The organism is Pseudomonas brassicacearum (assembly GCF_009601685.2).
In the GTDB taxonomy this organism is placed as follows: Bacteria; Pseudomonadota; Gammaproteobacteria; order Pseudomonadales; family Pseudomonadaceae; genus Aquipseudomonas; species Aquipseudomonas kilonensis_B.
Genome location: NZ_CP045701.2, coordinates 3,333,575 through 3,350,016, shown reverse-complemented (window position 1 = coordinate 3,350,016; position 16,442 = coordinate 3,333,575). Strand labels below are relative to the sequence as shown.

Genomic DNA, 16,442 nt, shown 5'->3' with positions numbered 1-16,442 from the left:
ATCAATGGGCCCCCGCGGCTTTGTTCAGGTCGCTCTCGGCCCATTGGGTGTAGACGCAGGCATCGGCGGTGGCCCAACGCACGCGCACCGGGTCGCCGGCCTTGAGTGGCATGCCGGCGGAGGACAGCGCCTTGACCGTCATGGCCGTGCCGCCGGACGTCACCACACTGCAGGTCTGGCTTTCACCCAGGAACAGCACTTCGACGACCTTGGCCGAGACCTCATTCCAGCCGGCCGCCAAGGGTTCCCGGGCGGCTTGTTCGACGCTCAGGGCGAGGGCTTTTTCCGGGCGCACCATCAGCAGCACGTCCTGCCCGGTTTGCAGGCCGGCGGTCAGGCGGATCGACAGCGACTGGCCTTCGAAGGTCGCCACCGCGTTGCCCTGGGCCTTGAGCTTGAGGAAGTTGGAGTTGCCCAGAAACGAGGCCACGAATGCGTTCGGCGGGTTCTGGTAGAGGTCATAGCCGCTGCCCAGGCCGACGATCTTGCCGTGGCTGAAAATGGCGATGCGCTGGGACAGGCGCATGGCTTCTTCCTGGTCATGGGTGACGTAGACGATGGTGATGCCCAGGCGTCGATGCAATTGGCGCAGTTCATCCTGCAAGTCTTCACGGAGCTTTTTGTCCAGGGCGCCGAGTGGTTCATCCATCAGCAGGATGCGTGGCTCATAGACCAGCGCCCGGGCAATTGCTACACGCTGCTGCTGGCCGCCGGACAGTTGCGAAGGGCGGCGGTGGGCGAACGGTTCCAACTGCACCAGCTTGAGCATGGCATCGACCCGGCGATCACGTTCAGCCGCCGCCAGTTTGCGAATCGCCAACGGAAAGGCAATGTTGTCGCGCACCGACAGATGGGGGAACAGCGAGTAACGCTGGAACACCATGCCGATGTCGCGTTTGTGCGGCGGTACGTTGACCAGGGATTTGCCGCCCACCAGGATCTCGCCGCTGCTGGGGGTTTCAAACCCGGCCAGCATCGACAACGTGGTGCTCTTGCCCGAGCCGCTGGAGCCGAGGAAGGTCAGGAATTCGCCGTCCTGGATCTCCAGGGAAATATCGTCCACGGCGGCAAAGTCGCCGTAGTGCTTGTTCAGGTTGCGCAGGCTGACCAGGGTCTTGTTGTTCTGTTGTGCGGGGTCTTTGACGGCACTCATCGTGTTCTCCTAGGCGCTCAGGCGCTGATTTCATTGCGCCGACGCAGGGCGGCGGCGATCACCATCACCAAGATCGAGAGGCCGATCAGCAGCGTCGAAGCGACGGCGATCACAGGCGTCAGGTCCTGGCGCAGGGTGGTCCACATCTTGACGGGCAAGGTTTGCAGGGTCGGGCTGGCCATCATCACGCTCAGCACCACCTCATCCCACGACACCAGGAACGCGAACAAGGCGCCGGCGACCATGCCTGGGCGAATGGCGGGGAAGGTCACCTTGAACACCGCTTGCAGGCGTGAGGCGCCGCAGATGACCGCTGCGTCCTCGATGGACTGGTCGAACAGCTTGAGCGAGTTGATGATCGAGATGATGGTGAACGGCAGTGCGACGATGACGTGGCTGACCACGAACGCGAACATCGTCCCGGTGTAACCCAGTTTCAGGAACAGCGCGTACACCGCCACGGCGATGATCACCAGCGGCACGATCATCGGCAGGGTGAACAGGCCGTAGAGCATTTCCCGACCCGGGAAGCGTCCACGTACCAGGGCAAACGCGGTCGGCAGGCCCAGCGCCACGGCGCAGACAGTGGTCAGTACCGCGACCTTGAGGCTGGTCAGCGCCGCGCTCATCCAGTCGGGATTGGAAAAGAACTGGCCGTACCATTTGAGTGTCCAGCCCGGTGGCGGGAAGACCAGCCATTGGGACGAACCGAATGACAGCAGCACGATGAACACGATCGGCAGCAGCAGGAACAGCGCGATCAGGCCGGTGGTGAAATACAGGCCGAACCGCATGCGCCGGCTCATGGCATTGGGAGTCAGGAGCATGACGGCTTACCTCGCGTTGCTGGCACCCACCGGGGATTCCGGCTGGAGCTTCAGGTAGAAGTAGAACAACACCAGGGTGATCGCCACCAACAAGGCGGCGCCGGCGCTGGCCAGGCCCCAATTGAGGAACGACTGCACCTGCTGGATGATGAATTCAGGCAACATCATGTTCTGCGCGCCGCCCAGCAGTGCCGGGGTCACGTAGTAACCGAGGGACATCACGAACACCATCAGCCCACCGGAGAACAGCCCCGGCCGGCACAGCGGCAGGAACACCCGGAAGAAGTTGGTCCAGGGGCTGGCGCCGCAGATCGAACCGGCCTGCAGGATCATCGGGTCGATGGCCTGCATGGTCGCCTGCAGCGGCAGGACGATGAACGGGATCATGATGTAGCTCATGCCGATCACCACGCCGGTGAGGTTGTGCACCATCTCCAGTGGCTGGTCGATGATGCCTATGGCCATCAATGCCTTGTTGATCACCCCGGAGGCTTGCAGCAGCACCAGCCAGGAGTAGGTGCGGGCCAGCAGGCTGGTCCACATCGACAGCAGCACGATGTTCAGCATCCAGCGCCCCCAACCACGGGGCACCAGGGTGATGGCCCAGGCCAGGGGGAAACCCAGCAGCAGGCTGAACAGCGTTACCAGCCCGGCCACCGAAAAGGTGTTGAGCAACACCCGGGTGTAGGCTGAGTTGGCGAACAGTTGCTCGTAGTTGCCCAACCCAGGCACGGGCTCCAGCACCCCGCGCAGCAGCAGGCCGATCAGCGGCGCCAGGAAGAACAGGCCGAGGAACAGCAGGGCGGGGAGCAGGTTGCCGGCCCCGCGCCAGCGCTGTATCAGCGACGGTGCTTGCGGTGCAACGGCCTGGGCGGTTGCCACACCGGCAGCGCCAGTGGCGCTCCCGGTGTGCCGGTGTGCCGTTGCCGACATTTTCATTTGACCAGCCATTCGTTCCACCGTGTCGCGATGTCCTGACCGTTCTTGGCCCAGTACGCGAAATCAAGCGTAATCTGATCCTTGGCGTAGGCGGTCGGCAGGTTGGGGGCAAGCACCGAATCCAGGCGCGCGATGCTGTCGACGTTGACCGGCGCATAGGCCGTCAGGTTGGAGAAGTCGGCCTGGCCCTTGGCGCTGCTGGCGTTAGCCAGGAATTTCATGGCTGCGGCCTTGTTTTTCGAGCCTTTGGGGATGACCAGGATGTCGGCCATGACCAGGTTCTGTTTCCAGCTCACGCCCACCGGTGCACCGTCCTGTTGCAGGGCATAGATGCGACCGTTCCAGAACTGTCCAAGGCTTGCCTCACCCGAGGCCAGCAACTGTTGCGACTGCGCGCCACCGCCCCACCAGACGATGTCTTTCTTGATGGTGTCGAGTTTCTTGAAGGCGCGGTCCAGGTCCAGCGGGTAGAGCTTGTCTGCGGCGACGCCATCGGCCAGCAGGGCCAGCTCGAGCACGCCGGGGCTTGGCCATTTGTACAGGGCGCGTTTGCCGGGGTAGGTCTTGGTGTCGAACAGTGCGGACCAATCCTGGGGCTTGCCAGCACCGAGCTTGCCTTCGTTGTAACCGAGTACGAAGGAGAAGTAGAACGAACCGACGCCGTGGTCGGAGACGAAGCGCGGGTCGATCTTGTCGCGCTGGATAACCGAGAAGTCCAGGGGCTCGAGCAGGCCTTCGGCAGCGGCGCGCAAGGCGAAGTCCGCCTCGACGTCGACCACGTCCCACTGCACGTTGCCGCTTTCGACCATGGCCTTGAGTTTGCCGTAGTCGGTGGGGCCATCCTGGACCACGGTGATGCCGCTGGCCCTGCTGAACGGGTCGGCCCAGGCCTGCTTCTGCGCGTCCTGGGTGCTGCCGCCCCAACTGACGAAGTTGACGCTCTCAGCGGCCATCGTTGCTTGGCTGGTGACACTCAACAGGCCGGCAAAAAGAATTGCGGCTGCACTTTTCTTCAACACCATTTTCACGCCCTCATTGTTGTGTTTATTGAATGGGCTTCTGTTCGCCCACTTATCGGGAGCATTGGTCCTACTGGCCTTGCGGGCGACCGTGCCAAGGGTTGGCTGGAACGCTCGGTCTATGGAATATCATATTATGGTATTCCAAACTTTCTGCAAGCATTTTGCCGTACCGGCTATCTGTCCGAGGGCAGATTTTTCCCTGTCATTGCTGGGTCGAACCCGTTGGAGCGGGCTTGCTCGCTCCCACAGGTTTTTCTGTTATCCGGTGAAGGGAATGCTCTCTATCACCTCCAAGTCATACCCCGTTAACCCCGCGTACTTGAGCGGTGGTCCCAGGTGGCGCAATTTGCCGACGCCCAGGTCCTGCAGAATCTGCGCCCCGGTGCCTACTTCAGAATAGATGCGCGATTGCGACCGGCTGAACTGTCGTGGCGGCTGGGTCAGTTGCGGCACTCGCTCGAGCAGCGCCTGGGACGATTCGTGGTTGGCCAGCACGACCACCACGCCACGACCTTCTTCGGCTACTCGCTGCAGGGCCGCCCATAGCGTCCAATTGGAAGGGCCGTTGTATTCGGCGCCCACCAGGTCCCGCAGCGGGTCGATCACGTGCACCCGCGCCAGCGTAGGCTCATCCCGGCGAATGTCGCCCATCACCATCGCCATGTGCACGCCACCTTCGATGCGATCTTCAAAGGTGAACAAACGGAAGGTGCCATGCACTGTAGGCAGTTCCCGTTCACCGATGCGCACCACGGTGTGCTCGGTGCTCAGGCGGTAGTGGATCAGGTCGGCGATGGTGCCGATCTTGATCCCGTGCTTGCGGGCGAAAACCTCCAGGTCCGGCCGGCGGGCCATGGTGCCGTCATCGTTCATCACTTCGACGATCACCGATGCCGGTGTGAAACCTGCCAGGCGCGCCAGGTCGCAACCGGCTTCGGTGTGCCCGGCGCGGGTCAATACACCGCCTTCCTTGGCCCGCAGCGGGAAGATATGCCCCGGCTGCACGATATCGCTGGGCCCCGCATCGGCGGCCACGGCGGCGGCGACAGTGCGTGCCCGGTCGGCAGCGCAAATACCGGTGGTCACGCCCGTGGCGGCCTCGATGGAGACGGTGAACGCAGTGCTGAACACACTGCCGTTACTCGGCACCATTTGCTCAAGGCCCAGGCGCTGGCAGTGTTCGTCGGTCAGGGTCAGGCAAATCAACCCGCGCGCTTCGCGGGCCATGAAGCTGATGGCCTGGGCGTTGCAACAGTCGGCGGCCAGCAGCAGGTCGCCTTCGTTTTCCCGATCTTCGTCATCCACCAGCAACACCATCTTGCCCAGGCGGTAGTCTTCGATGATTTCCTGAATGCTGTTAAAGGCCATGTCGGGCTCTCTTTGTTTTGATGGGGCTTGCTGGAAGGATGTTGTGGTATACCATAATACAAAACAAACCGAGAGGTCACTATGAAGGCGTACTGGATTGCTCATGTGGATGTCACCGACCCCGATCAATACAGCCAATACACCCAGCGAGCGCCGGCGGCGTTTGCCTTGTATGGCGGTCGGATGCTGGCCCGCGGCGGGCGCAGCGAAGCGATGGAGGGCAGGGCCACGCCGCAGCGCAGCGTGGTGATCGAATTCGACTCTTACGAACAGGCGCTGGCCTGCTATCACTCGGCGCAGTATCAGGAGGCCAAGCGCCATCGCGAAGGCGTGGCCCGGGCCGAGGTGATCATTGTCGAGGGCGTGGCACCACTGTAAGAGCTGCGCAAGAGCTTCGTAAGAGCTTCGTAGGAGCTGCGTAAGAGCTGCGTAAGAGCTGCGCAAGAGCTGCGCAAGAGCTGTGTAGGAGCTGTGTAGGAGCTGTCGAGTGCAACGAGGCTGCGATCTTGTCCCTGACAGTTGAGTCTCAAGCGAAAGATCAAGATCAAAATCAAGATCAAAATCAAGATCAAGATCAAAAGATCGCAGCCTTCGGCAGCTCCTACCTACAGGTCGTCAGCGGATGAAGTGAATCTTGCCGCTGTCGTCGTTACCCATGTAGATGCCATAGACCCCGGCCTGGCGTTCCTCGATATAACGTTCGAGGATCTGCCGGATGGCCGGGTAGTAGATGCTGTCCCAGGGAATGTCTTCGGGGGCGAAGAACTGGCAGGCGAGGGTTTCCGGGCCGAACTGGCCGGTGATCTCCAGCGCGATGGCGCGGAAGATGATGTACACCTCGCTGATCTTCGGCACGCTGAAGATCGAGTAGGGCGAAACGATTTCAGCGCGTGCGCCGGTTTCTTCCCAGACCTCGCGCAGCGCCGCCTGTTCGGTTGTCTCGCCGCCTTCCATGAAGCCGGCCGGCAGTGTCCAGGTGCCCGGGCGCGGTGGGATGGCGCGCTGGCACAGCAGGTACTTGCCGTCCTGCTCGATGATGCAGCCGGCAATGATCTTCGGGTTGACGTAGTGGATGTAGCCGCAACCGCCACACATCAGTCGCTCATGGGTATCGCCCGTTGGCAGGCGATGACCCAGGTCACTGCCGCCGCACTTTGGACAAAAGCTCGGGCTGAACATGGCTAGCGACCTATGCGCGGTTCTTTGAGGGCGATGGGCGGGATGATCTCGGGGATTTCACCGGTCTCTTCCTGTTGGCGCTTGAGGTATTCCAGGGCGACCTTGGCGGCGGCGCGCACGTGGTCGACGCAGGCCTGGTGGGCCGCCAGGGGGTCGCCACTCTTGATCGCCTCGACCATGCGTTCCATTTCCTGGTTGCTGTCGCCGCGGCGGTTTTCCTGGGACACCGAGGTCGCCCGCAAATAACTGATGCGCGCCTGCAACTGGCGCAACTGGGTGGCGGCGACATGGTTGCCGGAGCCTTCGAGCAATACGTCGTAGAAGCCTTGCACCGAATCGATGACCTGTTGCAGTTCGCCTTCTTTGAGGGCCTTGCGGTTTTCCGCGAGGGCTTTTTCCAGGGCCTTGATGTCCTTGGCCTTGGCCCGCAGGGTGAACAACTGGACGATCAAGCCTTCGAGCACACAACGCAGCTCATAGATGTCGACGGCGTCGGCCAAGGTGATAATGGCGACCCGCGGCCCCTTGGCATCGGCAAACTCCACCAGGCCTTCGGATTCTAGGTGGCGCAGCGCTTCGCGTACCGACGTGCGGCTCACACCCAGGCGATCGCACAGATCGCGTTCGACCAGGCGATCGCCCGGCAGAAGCTGGAAGTTCATGATGGCGCTTCGCAGTTTATCCAGCACGATTTCGCGCAGGGTAACGGGGTTGCGATTGACCTTGAAGCTGTCGTCGAGTGGCAGGCGTTTCATGGGGTCCGCTCTGTAATATGGCTGTCCATGCCAAACGGGCAACATCCGTGCACGTTCAGATCAAACAGCCGAGGGTTGACTGGAGGCCTCGGCATCGGCTTCGGCGAAGGCTTCACGGGCAAGCCGGAAACTGTCCACGGCAGCGGGGACGCCGCAATAGATACCGACCTGAAGCAGAATTTCGCGTATTTGCTCACGACTCAGGCCGTTACGCAAGGCGCCGCGTACATGCAGCTTGAGTTCGTGCGGGCGATTGAGCGCCGAGATCATTGCCAGGTTGATCATGCTGCGCTCCTTGAGCGATAAACCCTCGCGACCCCAGACATGGCCCCAGCAATATTCGGTGACCATTTCCTGCAGTGGCCGGGTGAAATCGTCGGCGTTCTCGATGGAGCGCTTGACGTAGTCCTGGCCCAGCACCTGGGTGCGGATCTTCAGGCCTTGTTCGTACTTTTCGTTGCTCATGCGGGCTCCCTGAAAAAGTGATGAACCTGTGGGGATGTGTAGAACCATCAGGCCAGCGCGGGCAGCGGGCCCAGCTTGCCTTTGTGGTAGATCATCGGCGTCACCGGCTGTTCGGGCAGGATCAGGTTCCTCACTGCGCCGACGATGATCGCGTGGTCGCCGCCATCGTATTCGCGCCACAGTTCGCATTCGATGATCGCCGTGGCTTTGCCCAGCAATGGATTGCCCAGGTCGCTCAGGTGCCAATCGATGCCCTTGGCCTTGTCCTTGCCCTTACCGGCAAAGGCATAGGCTTCGGCGGTCTGGTCGGCGGACAGCAAGTGGATCGCGAACTGCTTGCTGTCGCGCAGGACCGGGTAGGTGTCAGAGGCGTAGTTGGGGCAGAACAGTACCAGCGCCGGGTCGATCGACAGCGCGCTGAACGCGCTGGCGGTGATGCCGACGATATTGCCGTCCGGGTCCAGGGTAGTGACCACCGTGACGCCAGACGGGAAGGAGCTCATGACTTCTTTGTAGATGCCGGGTTCGATCATTTTCTCAAGACTCCTAGCGCATCACGAATGGATCAGGCATGGGCGCCTGGGACAGGTTGATCCACACCGTTTTCAGTTCGGTATAAGCGAGCACCGAATCGATGCCGCTCTCGCGTCCATAGCCGCTGTTCTTGAAGCCGCCGATCGGCGCCATGGCCGACACCGCACGGTAGGTGTTGACCCAGATGATCCCGGAGCGAACATCCCGGGCCAGGCGATGGGCACGGCCCAGGTCGCGGGTCCAGATGCCGGCGGCGAGACCGAATTGCGAGTCGTTGGCGATCGCCAGGGCCTCGGCTTCGTCCTTGAAACGAATCACCGAGGCGACCGGGCCGAAGACTTCTTCCTGCATGATCTTCATCGAGTTGCGGTCGCATTCGAACAGTGTCGGTTCATAGAACCAGCCTTCGCCCAGGTTCTGCGGCCGCTTGCCGCCCAGGCGCAGGCGCGCCCCTTCGGCGATGGCGTCGGCCACCAGGCCTTCGACCACGGCCAGTTGCTGGGCGGTGGCCATGGGGCCCATTTCGCTGGCGTCTTCCTGCGGGTTGCCGATGCGGATGCGCTGGGCCCGTTCGACCAGGCGCGAGACGAACTCATCGTAGATTTCGTCCTGCACCAGCAGGCGTGAGCCGGACACGCAGCTCTGGCCGGATGCCGCATAGATCCCGGCAATCGCCCCGTTGATCGCGCTGTCGAGGTCGGCGTCGGCAAAGATAATGTTCGGTGATTTGCCGCCCAGTTCCAGCGACAGCTTGGCGAAGTTCTCCGCGCTGCTGCGCACCACATGCCGCGCCGTGGCCGCGCCGCCGGTGAAGGCGATCTTGCGCACCAGCGGATGGCGGGTGAGGGCGGCGCCGGTGCTCGGGCCGTAACCGGTGACAACGTTGACCACGCCCGGCGGAATGCCCGCTTCCAAGGCGAGGCGAGCCAGCTCGAGAATGGTTGCCGAGGCGTGCTCGGACGGTTTGATCACAATGGTGTTGCCTGCCGCGAGGGCTGGTGCCAGTTTGATCGCCGTCAGGTACAGCGGGCTGTTCCAGGGAATGATCGCCGCGACCACGCCCATGGCTTCGTGCACGGTGTAGGCAAACAGGTCCGGCTTGTCCAGCGGCAGCGTGCCGCCTTCGAGCTTGTCGGCCAAGCCGGCGGTGTAGTGGAAGAACTCCGGCAGGTAGCCGACCTGACCGCGGGTTTCACGGATCAGCTTGCCGTTGTCGCGGCTTTCCAACTGGGCCAGTTGTTCTTTGTTCTCGGCGATCAGGTCACCGAGGCGACGCAGCAATTTGCCGCGTGCGGTGGCGGTCAGCCCGCGCCATGCCGGGCTGTCGAAAGCGCTCTGCGCCGCCTGGACGGCGCGCTCGACATCGGCTTCGTCGGCGTCGGGCAACTCGGCCCAGGGTTGAGCCAGTGCCGGGTTCAGGCTTTCGAAAGTCTTGCCGGAGAGAGCATCGACCCATTCACCGCCGATGCACATCGAAAAACGTGCGAGTGTCATGCAACGATCCCCTTTATTTGGTTTTGTCGGGCGTTTGCTGTGTCGAGAAATTCCAGCAACAGCTGGTTGACCAGGCGCGGCGACTCTACCGGCATCATATGCCGCTGTTCGGCGAGCACGGCAACCGTGGCGCCGGGAATTCGCTCGGCCAGTTGCCGGGCCATTTCCGGTGTCGAGCCGGGGTCCAGTTCACCGGTGGCGATCAGTGTCGGCACCTGGATGTTGCTCAGGTCATCGGCGCGGTACATGTCCTGGGTGGCGAACAGTTCATAGGTGGTCAGGTAACCCTGGGGATCATTCTGCGCCAGGGTCTGGCGCAATGCGGCGATTTGCGCCGGATTGGCCGCCTGGTATTCACGGCTGAACCAGCGCGACAACGCTGCCTCGGCATTGGCGTCCGGCCCATGCTCGGCGGCTTGGGCCGTGCGTGCGATGACCCCGGCGCGCTGTTCGGCGCTGCGGTTGAACACGCTGTTGAGCACCACCAGGCCTTGCAGGCGCAGCGGATAATGCAAGGCAAACGCACGGGCTACCAGCCCGCCCATGGAAAAACCGATCACCGTCGCCTGGGGCAGTTGCAAATGGTCGAGCAACTCCAGCAACTGGTCGGCGTAGCCGAGCAGCGCGGTACCGCTTTGCGGGCGGGGGCTCGCGCCATGGCCGAGCATGTCGTAGGCAATCACCCGGTATTGCGTGGCCAGGCCAACGACCTGGCCACCCCACATTTCTTTGTTCAGGCCCACGCCATGGATCAAGACCACGGGTTGGCCTTGGCCGGTTGCCAGGTAGCTGGTGCCGGCCGGGGTGAGTTCAGCGGTGAGCCGAATCATGGAGCGCTCCTGCATGCCTTTTTTATTGTGGTTGCCCAAGCTGGATTACTGCGCATTCTCGGCGGCCAGTTCTTCCAGGTCGATGTAGCGGTTGCCGATGCGCGGGTGCAGGCGACCGCCATCGGCGCAGCCCAGCACCACGACGATTTCGTCGGCGCGCGGGGCGTCTTCAATTTGCATTTCCAGGGTGATGTAGTGCGAACGCAGGCCTTCGTCGTCCTTGTGCATCATCGGGATCTGAATCGAGGTGCCAGGGCCGCCGCGCTTGTTGGTGAAGCTCAGGTAGCTCTTGGCCTTGACCGCTTCGCGGTAATGGTTGCCGAAGCGCAGGGTGTGGATCACGGCGGAAGCGTGCTCGATTTCACCGTCGGCCCCCACCACGGCGGCCTTTCCATAAGCTTCGATCTTCTCGGCGCCGCCGATGATGCCTACCAGACGCTCGACCATCAGCGCGCCGAGGTCGGAGCAGTTGGCGCGGATTTCCGGTTTCAGGTCTTCGACGAAACCGCGACCCAGCCAAGGGTTTTTCATCACCACCGCCAGCCCGACCATGGTCACCGGTTTGTCGGTGGCCTTGCCGCCTTCGATAAAGGTTTCTTCGACATAGCTGACGATCTTGCGAATTTCGAAACTCATGAGCTGCTCCCTGGGTGGATGAATAGGTCTTTGCGTATGATGGTATACCATAATACTGTTGGTGCAAGTGCTGCTGTCGGATTTGTACGAAGGGAGGCGACGGAAGGCTGGAGGCGCTGAGGCAAGTGCAGGATCGATGCACGCTTGTGGCGAGAGATTTATCCCCGTTTAGGTGCGAAGCGCCTCTTCGATGGTGCGCTTCGGTGCGTCTGTTGGATGCGATATGGCAGACGCTTGGGGTCGCTCGCAACCCAAACGGGGATAAATCCCTCGCCACAGATGAAATGTGCCTACAGTGAATGGGTATAAATTTCCCCTTTTCAGGGCATTCGACGCTGGCTTCCCGCCTGGCTGCACCGATTCGACCCGTTCGTGGCGTCGACGCCGGAAATGGCAATAAACGTTTCAGCCTCCAGACAGGCTTTCGTCGCAAAAACGAAAATAAATTTCGCTTTTTGGTCGTTACGCGACAGTTTTTCCAGCTTTGTCTCGATGCACCGCACTTAGGCACAGCCCTTGCTACGACTACAGGACGAAAGAACCATCGGGGGGTATTCGATACGTAGATAAACAGGGGGGGCGCACGTCATCCGGACGCAAAGGCCTGATCAGAGACCCATTGCCTAACGAGGTACTCAGAGAACCAGGGCTCATAAAAAAGGCAAGGCCGTACTGAGTGGAATGACGACGTAATAAGAAATGCCGTGTGCGACACGGCTGGGAGTTGGCTATGCCCCACGCTTTTTTTAATGAAATGTATGACGCCAAGGGTGACTGCCGCCCGCATTACCAAGCCTTCTCGCGCTGGTTGGCGGACACACCGCTTGAACTGTTGGAACAACGCCGCCGCGAAGCCGACCTGCTGTTCCACCGAGCCGGTATCACCTTCACCCTCTACGGGGACGAGCAGGGCACCGAACGGTTGATTCCTTTCGACATCATCCCGCGCAGCATCAAGGCCAGTGAATGGCAGGTGGTCGAGCGTGGCTGCATCCAGCGGGTCCAGGCCCTGAACATGTTCCTGGCCGACATCTACCACGGGCAACACATCCTCAAGGAAGGGATCATCCCGCCCGAGCAAGTGCTCGCCAACGAGGGGTACCAGATTGCGATGCAGGGCCTGAACCTGCACCGGGGCATCTACGCCCATATCGCCGGTGTCGACCTGGTTCGTGACGGTGACGGCAGTTACTACGTGCTGGAGGACAACCTGCGTACCCCCAGCGGCGTGAGCTACATGCTCGAAGACCGCAAGATGATGATGCGCCTGTTCCCCGAGCTCTTCGCCGCCCAGCGCGTAGCCCCCATCGACCATTATCCGAACCTGCTGCTCGACACCCTCAAGAGCTCAAGCCCTCTCGAGAACCCCACCGCCGTGGTGCTGACCCCGGGGCGCTTCAACAGTGCCTATTTCGAGCATGCGTTCCTGGCCCGTGAAATGGGCGTGGAACTGGTGGAGGGCGCCGACCTGTTCGTGCGTGACGACCACGTGTACATGCGCACCACCGCCGGCCCCCGGCAAGTGGACGTGATTTATCGGCGCCTTGACGATGCCTACCTCGACCCGCTGTCGTTCAACCCCGATTCGATGTTGGGCGTGCCCGGGCTGATCGCCGTGTACCGCGCGGGCAATGTGGTGCTGGCGAATGCGGTCGGCACGGGCGTGGCTGATGACAAGTCGATCTACCCCTACGTCGACGAGATGATCCGCTTCTACCTCACCGAAGAACCGATCCTGAAGAACGTGCCCACCTGGCAGTGTCGCAAGCCCCAGGACCTGTCCCACGTGCTGGCCAACCTGCCGGACCTGGTGGTCAAGGAAACCCAAGGCTCCGGCGGCTACGGCATGCTGGTCGGGCCGGCCGCCAGCGCGGCGGAGATCGAGGATTTCCGCGCACGCCTCAAGGCCCGTCCCGAAGCCTACATCGCCCAGCCAACCTTGAGCCTGTCGACGTGCCCGACCTTTGTCGAGAGCGGCATCGCGCCGCGCCACATCGACCTGCGGCCGTTCGTGCTGTCGGGCAAGGAAACGCGCCTGGTGCCCGGCGGGCTGACCCGCGTGGCGCTGCGCGAAGGCTCGCTGGTGGTGAACTCGTCCCAGGGCGGTGGCACCAAAGACACTTGGGTAGTGGAGGACTAAGACATGCTTTCAAGAACTGCTTCGGACCTCTATTGGATGTCCCGCTACCTGGAGCGCGCCGAGAACCTGGCGCGCATGCTCGAAGTCAGCTATTCGTTGTCGCTGATGCCCCAGGCCGGGCGCAGCGATGGCCATGCCGAGCTGGCGATGTCGTTGCTGGCGGCCGGTACGCTGGACGACTACAACGCCCGTTATGACGTGCTCAACACCGAGCGCATGCTGCATTTCTTCGCGCTGGACGAAACCAACCCCGGCAGTATCTACAGCTGCCTGCGGGCCGCGCGAACCAATGCCCATGCCGTGCGCGGGCGCATCACCGCCGACATGTGGGAAAACATCAACGCCACCTGGCTGGAAATGCGCAACATCGCCAGCAACGGCCTGGGGCGCTACGGCATCAGCCATTTCTGCGAGTGGGTCAAGGAGCGCTCGCACCTGTTCCGTGGCGCGACGTCGGGCACCATCATGCGCAATGACGCCTACTGCTTCATTCGCCTGGGCACCTTTATCGAGCGGGCCGACAACACGCTGCGCCTGCTGGACGCCCGCTATGAAATGTTCGGCGAGGAATCGGAGGAGGTCAGCGACAACTCGGCCCGTGGTTATTACCAGTGGAGTGCCTTGTTGCGCGCTTTGTCTTCGTTCGAGGCATTCAACGAGATCTATCGCAATGCGCCCAATGCCGAGCAGGTTTCCGAAATGTTGCTGCTGCGGGCCGACGTCCCGCGCTCGCTGCATGCCTGCATCGAGGAGCTGGACCACATCCTCGCCAGCTTGCCGGGCAACAACGGCCGGCCGGCGCAACGCCTGGCCGCCGAACTGAATGCGCGCCTGCGTTATTCGGGGATCGACGAGATCCTGGCGTCGGGCCTGCATCAATGGCTGACCGACTTGATTGGGCAGATCCGCCACTTGGGCCAGACCGTCCATGAGTCTTACCTGGAGGTCGTATGAAACTGTCTATACGCCACGACACCACCTACAGCTACGCCGATGAAGTCTGCACCAGCATCCAGTTCCTGCGCCTGACGCCCCGGGACACTCAGCGCCAGCGCATCCTGGAGTGGCATCTGGAACTGCCGCGACTGGTGCGCAGCCAGCTTGATCCCTATGGCAACATCCTGCATGTGATGACCATGGACGAGCCTCACGGCGCCTTGGTACTGACGGCTTATGGCGAGGTGGAAATCCATCAGTCCATCGCGATGGAACCGGACAACCAGTCGCCGCTGCCTTTTTTGCGCACCAGCCGCCTCACCCAGGCAGACGACGCCCTTAGCGCCTTCGCCGTCGAGCAATGCGCGGGACGGCGCGATCGTTCGGCCTTGACCGACTTGATGAATGGTTTGGCGGCGCGAATGCCCTACAGCCCCGGCACGACGGCGGTCAACAGCACCGCCGCCGAGGCGTTTGCCGGTGGCACGGGGGTTTGCCAGGACCATACCCACGCGTTCCTGGCCTGCGTGCGCAGCCTGGGCATTCCTGCGCGCTATGTTTCCGGCTATTTGTGCACCGAAGATGAAAGCCACCTGGCGAGCCACGCCTGGGCGGAAGCCTGGCTGGATGATGGCTGGTACAGCTTCGACGTGACCAACCAACTGACCTTCCCAGACCGCCACCTGAAACTGGCGGTCGGCCTGGACTACCTCGACGCCTGCCCGGTACGCGGCATGCGCCGAGGTGGCGGAGCGGAGCAGATGCAGGCAAGGGTGCAGGTGAGTTCGATGGTGCAGGTGCAACACCAATAACGGCAGGCTTTATCGCCAACACCCGATCCCCCTGTGGGAGCAAGGCTTGCCCGCGATGGCGGCAGCCCATCCGACATCGATGCAAACTGACCCACCGCTTTCGCGAGCAAGCCCGCTCCCACAGAGCATTTGTGGCGGACATAAGCCTTGTACCCACCCGAGACCCCTGTGGGAGCAAGGCTTGCCCGCGATGGCGGCAGCCCATCCGACATCGATGCAAACTGACCCACCGCTTTCGTGAGCAAGCTCGCTCCCACAGAGCATTTGTGGCGGACATAAACCTTGTATCCACCCGAGATCCCCTGTGGGAGCAAGGCTTGCCCGCGATGGCGGCAGCCCATCCGACATCGATGCAAACTGACCCACCGCTTTCGCGAGCAAGCCCGCTCCCACAGAGCATTTGTGGCGGACATAAGCCTTGTACCCACCCGAGACCCCTGTGGGAGCAAGGCTTGCCCGCGATGGCGGCAGCCCATCCGACATCGATGCAAACTGACCCACCGCTTTCGTGAGCAAGCCCGCTCCCACAAAAATCCGCCCGTCGTCCCAAGTCAGGGCATCTTCCTGGCGCCTCCAAATGAAGCTTTCATGACAAAAGTTCGGTAGCACATCGCCATTCCCGTCATGCCTGTGTGACGTGTTCAAGGGGGCCTTCAAGGTCGTTTTGGAGCCGGGGCGCAAAGCCGGGAGTGAGGCGATGGGGACTATGGAACGTTATTCGAAAGTGGGCATGCAGGAGCTGGACCAGCGGCTGTCGAAGATCGTCGAGGCGGCGCGCAAGCAGCCGGTTTCGGTGTATCGCTACGGCGCGCCGTGGGTCTGGATCGTTTCCCAGGATGACTGGCAGGGCGCGCTCAAGGAAGTGTCCAGCTACATTCCGCAAGGCCATTCGCTGGTCTTGCTGCGTCCGCAGATCGACGACCTGCTGGATGACCATCGCGATGTGCTGCAGGGCCTCAACGCCGGTGCCCAGATGCTGATCGCACCGCAAACCGCCATGCATATCCTTCTGCTGCAACTGCTCTATTCGGTGCCCAGCGAGCAGCAACTCTACGAACAACTCAATTACAACCTGCTGTTCCGCTGGTTCGTCGGCCTGGACCTGAACCAGAAAGTCTGGAGCTTCAACGTCCTGAGCAAAGACCTCGCCACGCTGCTGGGCGACGCTCGGGCGGTGCGGCTCATTCAGAAAATCATCGGTGAAGTGTTCTGTGGCGCCTTGCTGCAAATGCCGGAGTTCTCCTTGAACTTCGCGCTGCTGCACACCTGGCTGGCCCGGCACGCCACGACATCGACCGCAAGCAATTGAGCCGTACTTTGAATTCAGGGGGTGGTGTGGAGCATTTCTTCAA

At 61.9% G+C, this 16,442-nt stretch carries 17 protein-coding genes; 5 read left to right on the top strand and 12 right to left on the bottom strand.

Features of this window, described 5'->3' with window-relative positions; translation table 11 throughout:
* Position 1: 1 nt before the first annotated feature.
* The 5 genes from GFU70_RS14530 to ribBA all read right to left on the bottom strand — a co-directional run bounded on the left by GFU70_RS14530 (position 2) and on the right by ribBA (position 5,309).
* A complete protein-coding gene (locus tag GFU70_RS14530; RefSeq protein ID WP_153388289.1) occupies positions 2-1,153 on the bottom strand; it encodes an ABC transporter ATP-binding protein in 1,152 nt (383 codons plus the stop codon).
* 17 nt (positions 1,154-1,170) lie between these two features.
* Complete coding sequence (locus tag GFU70_RS14525; protein WP_058545274.1) at positions 1,171-1,980, bottom strand: ABC transporter permease; 810 nt, start codon at positions 1,978-1,980, stop codon at positions 1,171-1,173.
* A gap of 6 nt (positions 1,981-1,986) precedes the next feature.
* Entirely contained in the window at positions 1,987-2,919 is a 933-nt protein-coding gene (locus GFU70_RS14520) for an ABC transporter permease (protein ID WP_058545275.1), read from the bottom strand.
* Positions 2,916-3,941, bottom strand: a complete 1,026-nt coding sequence (locus GFU70_RS14515) for an ABC transporter substrate-binding protein (RefSeq protein WP_058545276.1) — start codon at positions 3,939-3,941, stop codon at positions 2,916-2,918. The genes GFU70_RS14520 and GFU70_RS14515 overlap by 4 nt, the downstream gene beginning before the upstream one ends.
* A gap of 258 nt (positions 3,942-4,199) precedes the next feature.
* Positions 4,200-5,309: a bifunctional 3,4-dihydroxy-2-butanone-4-phosphate synthase/GTP cyclohydrolase II gene (ribBA, locus tag GFU70_RS14510; protein ID WP_058545277.1), complete on the bottom strand. Its 1,110-nt coding sequence runs from the start codon at positions 5,307-5,309 to the stop codon at positions 4,200-4,202.
* 81 nt (positions 5,310-5,390) lie between these two features.
* Here ribBA and GFU70_RS14505 point away from each other — a divergent pair, with 81 nt between their 5' ends.
* A complete protein-coding gene (locus GFU70_RS14505; RefSeq protein WP_116642177.1) occupies positions 5,391-5,687 on the top strand; it encodes a DUF1330 domain-containing protein in 297 nt (98 codons plus the stop codon).
* Positions 5,688-5,924: 237 nt separating this feature from the next.
* Here GFU70_RS14505 and GFU70_RS14500 read toward each other — a convergent pair whose 3' ends face one another.
* From GFU70_RS14500 to GFU70_RS14470, 7 genes are read right to left on the bottom strand one after another with little or no spacing between them, the layout of a single operon-like run.
* Positions 5,925-6,488: an NUDIX hydrolase gene (locus GFU70_RS14500; protein WP_153388288.1), complete on the bottom strand. Its 564-nt coding sequence runs from the start codon at positions 6,486-6,488 to the stop codon at positions 5,925-5,927.
* Positions 6,489-6,490: 2 nt separating this feature from the next.
* Entirely contained in the window at positions 6,491-7,243 is a 753-nt protein-coding gene (locus GFU70_RS14495) for a GntR family transcriptional regulator (RefSeq protein WP_058545280.1), read from the bottom strand.
* A gap of 60 nt (positions 7,244-7,303) precedes the next feature.
* Entirely contained in the window at positions 7,304-7,708 is a 405-nt protein-coding gene (locus GFU70_RS14490) for a carboxymuconolactone decarboxylase family protein (protein ID WP_153388287.1), read from the bottom strand.
* 47 nt (positions 7,709-7,755) lie between these two features.
* Complete coding sequence (locus tag GFU70_RS14485) at positions 7,756-8,241, bottom strand: flavin reductase family protein (RefSeq protein ID WP_058545282.1); 486 nt, start codon at positions 8,239-8,241, stop codon at positions 7,756-7,758.
* Between the two features lie 13 nt (positions 8,242-8,254).
* The gene (locus GFU70_RS14480; RefSeq protein ID WP_153388286.1) at positions 8,255-9,736 is read right to left on the bottom strand and encodes an aldehyde dehydrogenase; all 1,482 of its coding nucleotides are present in this window, start codon (positions 9,734-9,736) and stop codon (positions 8,255-8,257) included.
* Positions 9,733-10,566: an alpha/beta fold hydrolase gene (locus GFU70_RS14475; protein WP_153388285.1), complete on the bottom strand. Its 834-nt coding sequence runs from the start codon at positions 10,564-10,566 to the stop codon at positions 9,733-9,735. The genes GFU70_RS14480 and GFU70_RS14475 overlap by 4 nt, the downstream gene beginning before the upstream one ends.
* 45 nt (positions 10,567-10,611) lie before the next feature.
* Positions 10,612-11,202 (bottom strand): amino acid synthesis family protein, encoded by a 591-nt coding sequence (locus tag GFU70_RS14470; RefSeq protein WP_003182108.1) that lies wholly within the window; start codon positions 11,200-11,202, stop codon positions 10,612-10,614.
* A gap of 730 nt (positions 11,203-11,932) precedes the next feature.
* On the opposite strand from GFU70_RS14470, the gene GFU70_RS14465 reads away from it, so the two are divergent.
* The 4 genes from GFU70_RS14465 to GFU70_RS29110 all read left to right on the top strand — a co-directional run bounded on the left by GFU70_RS14465 (position 11,933) and on the right by GFU70_RS29110 (position 16,399).
* Positions 11,933-13,342 (top strand): circularly permuted type 2 ATP-grasp protein, encoded by a 1,410-nt coding sequence (locus GFU70_RS14465; protein ID WP_058545285.1) that lies wholly within the window; start codon positions 11,933-11,935, stop codon positions 13,340-13,342.
* A 3-nt stretch (positions 13,343-13,345) separates the two neighbouring features.
* Entirely contained in the window at positions 13,346-14,296 is a 951-nt protein-coding gene (locus GFU70_RS14460) for an alpha-E domain-containing protein (RefSeq protein ID WP_116642178.1), read from the top strand.
* The gene (locus tag GFU70_RS14455) at positions 14,293-15,090 is read left to right on the top strand and encodes a transglutaminase family protein (RefSeq protein ID WP_116642179.1); all 798 of its coding nucleotides are present in this window, start codon (positions 14,293-14,295) and stop codon (positions 15,088-15,090) included. Before GFU70_RS14460 ends, GFU70_RS14455 begins: the two co-directional genes overlap by 4 nt.
* Before the next feature lie 706 nt (positions 15,091-15,796).
* Entirely contained in the window at positions 15,797-16,399 is a 603-nt protein-coding gene (locus GFU70_RS29110; protein ID WP_014338096.1) for a transposase, read from the top strand.
* Positions 16,400-16,442 lie beyond the last annotated feature (43 nt).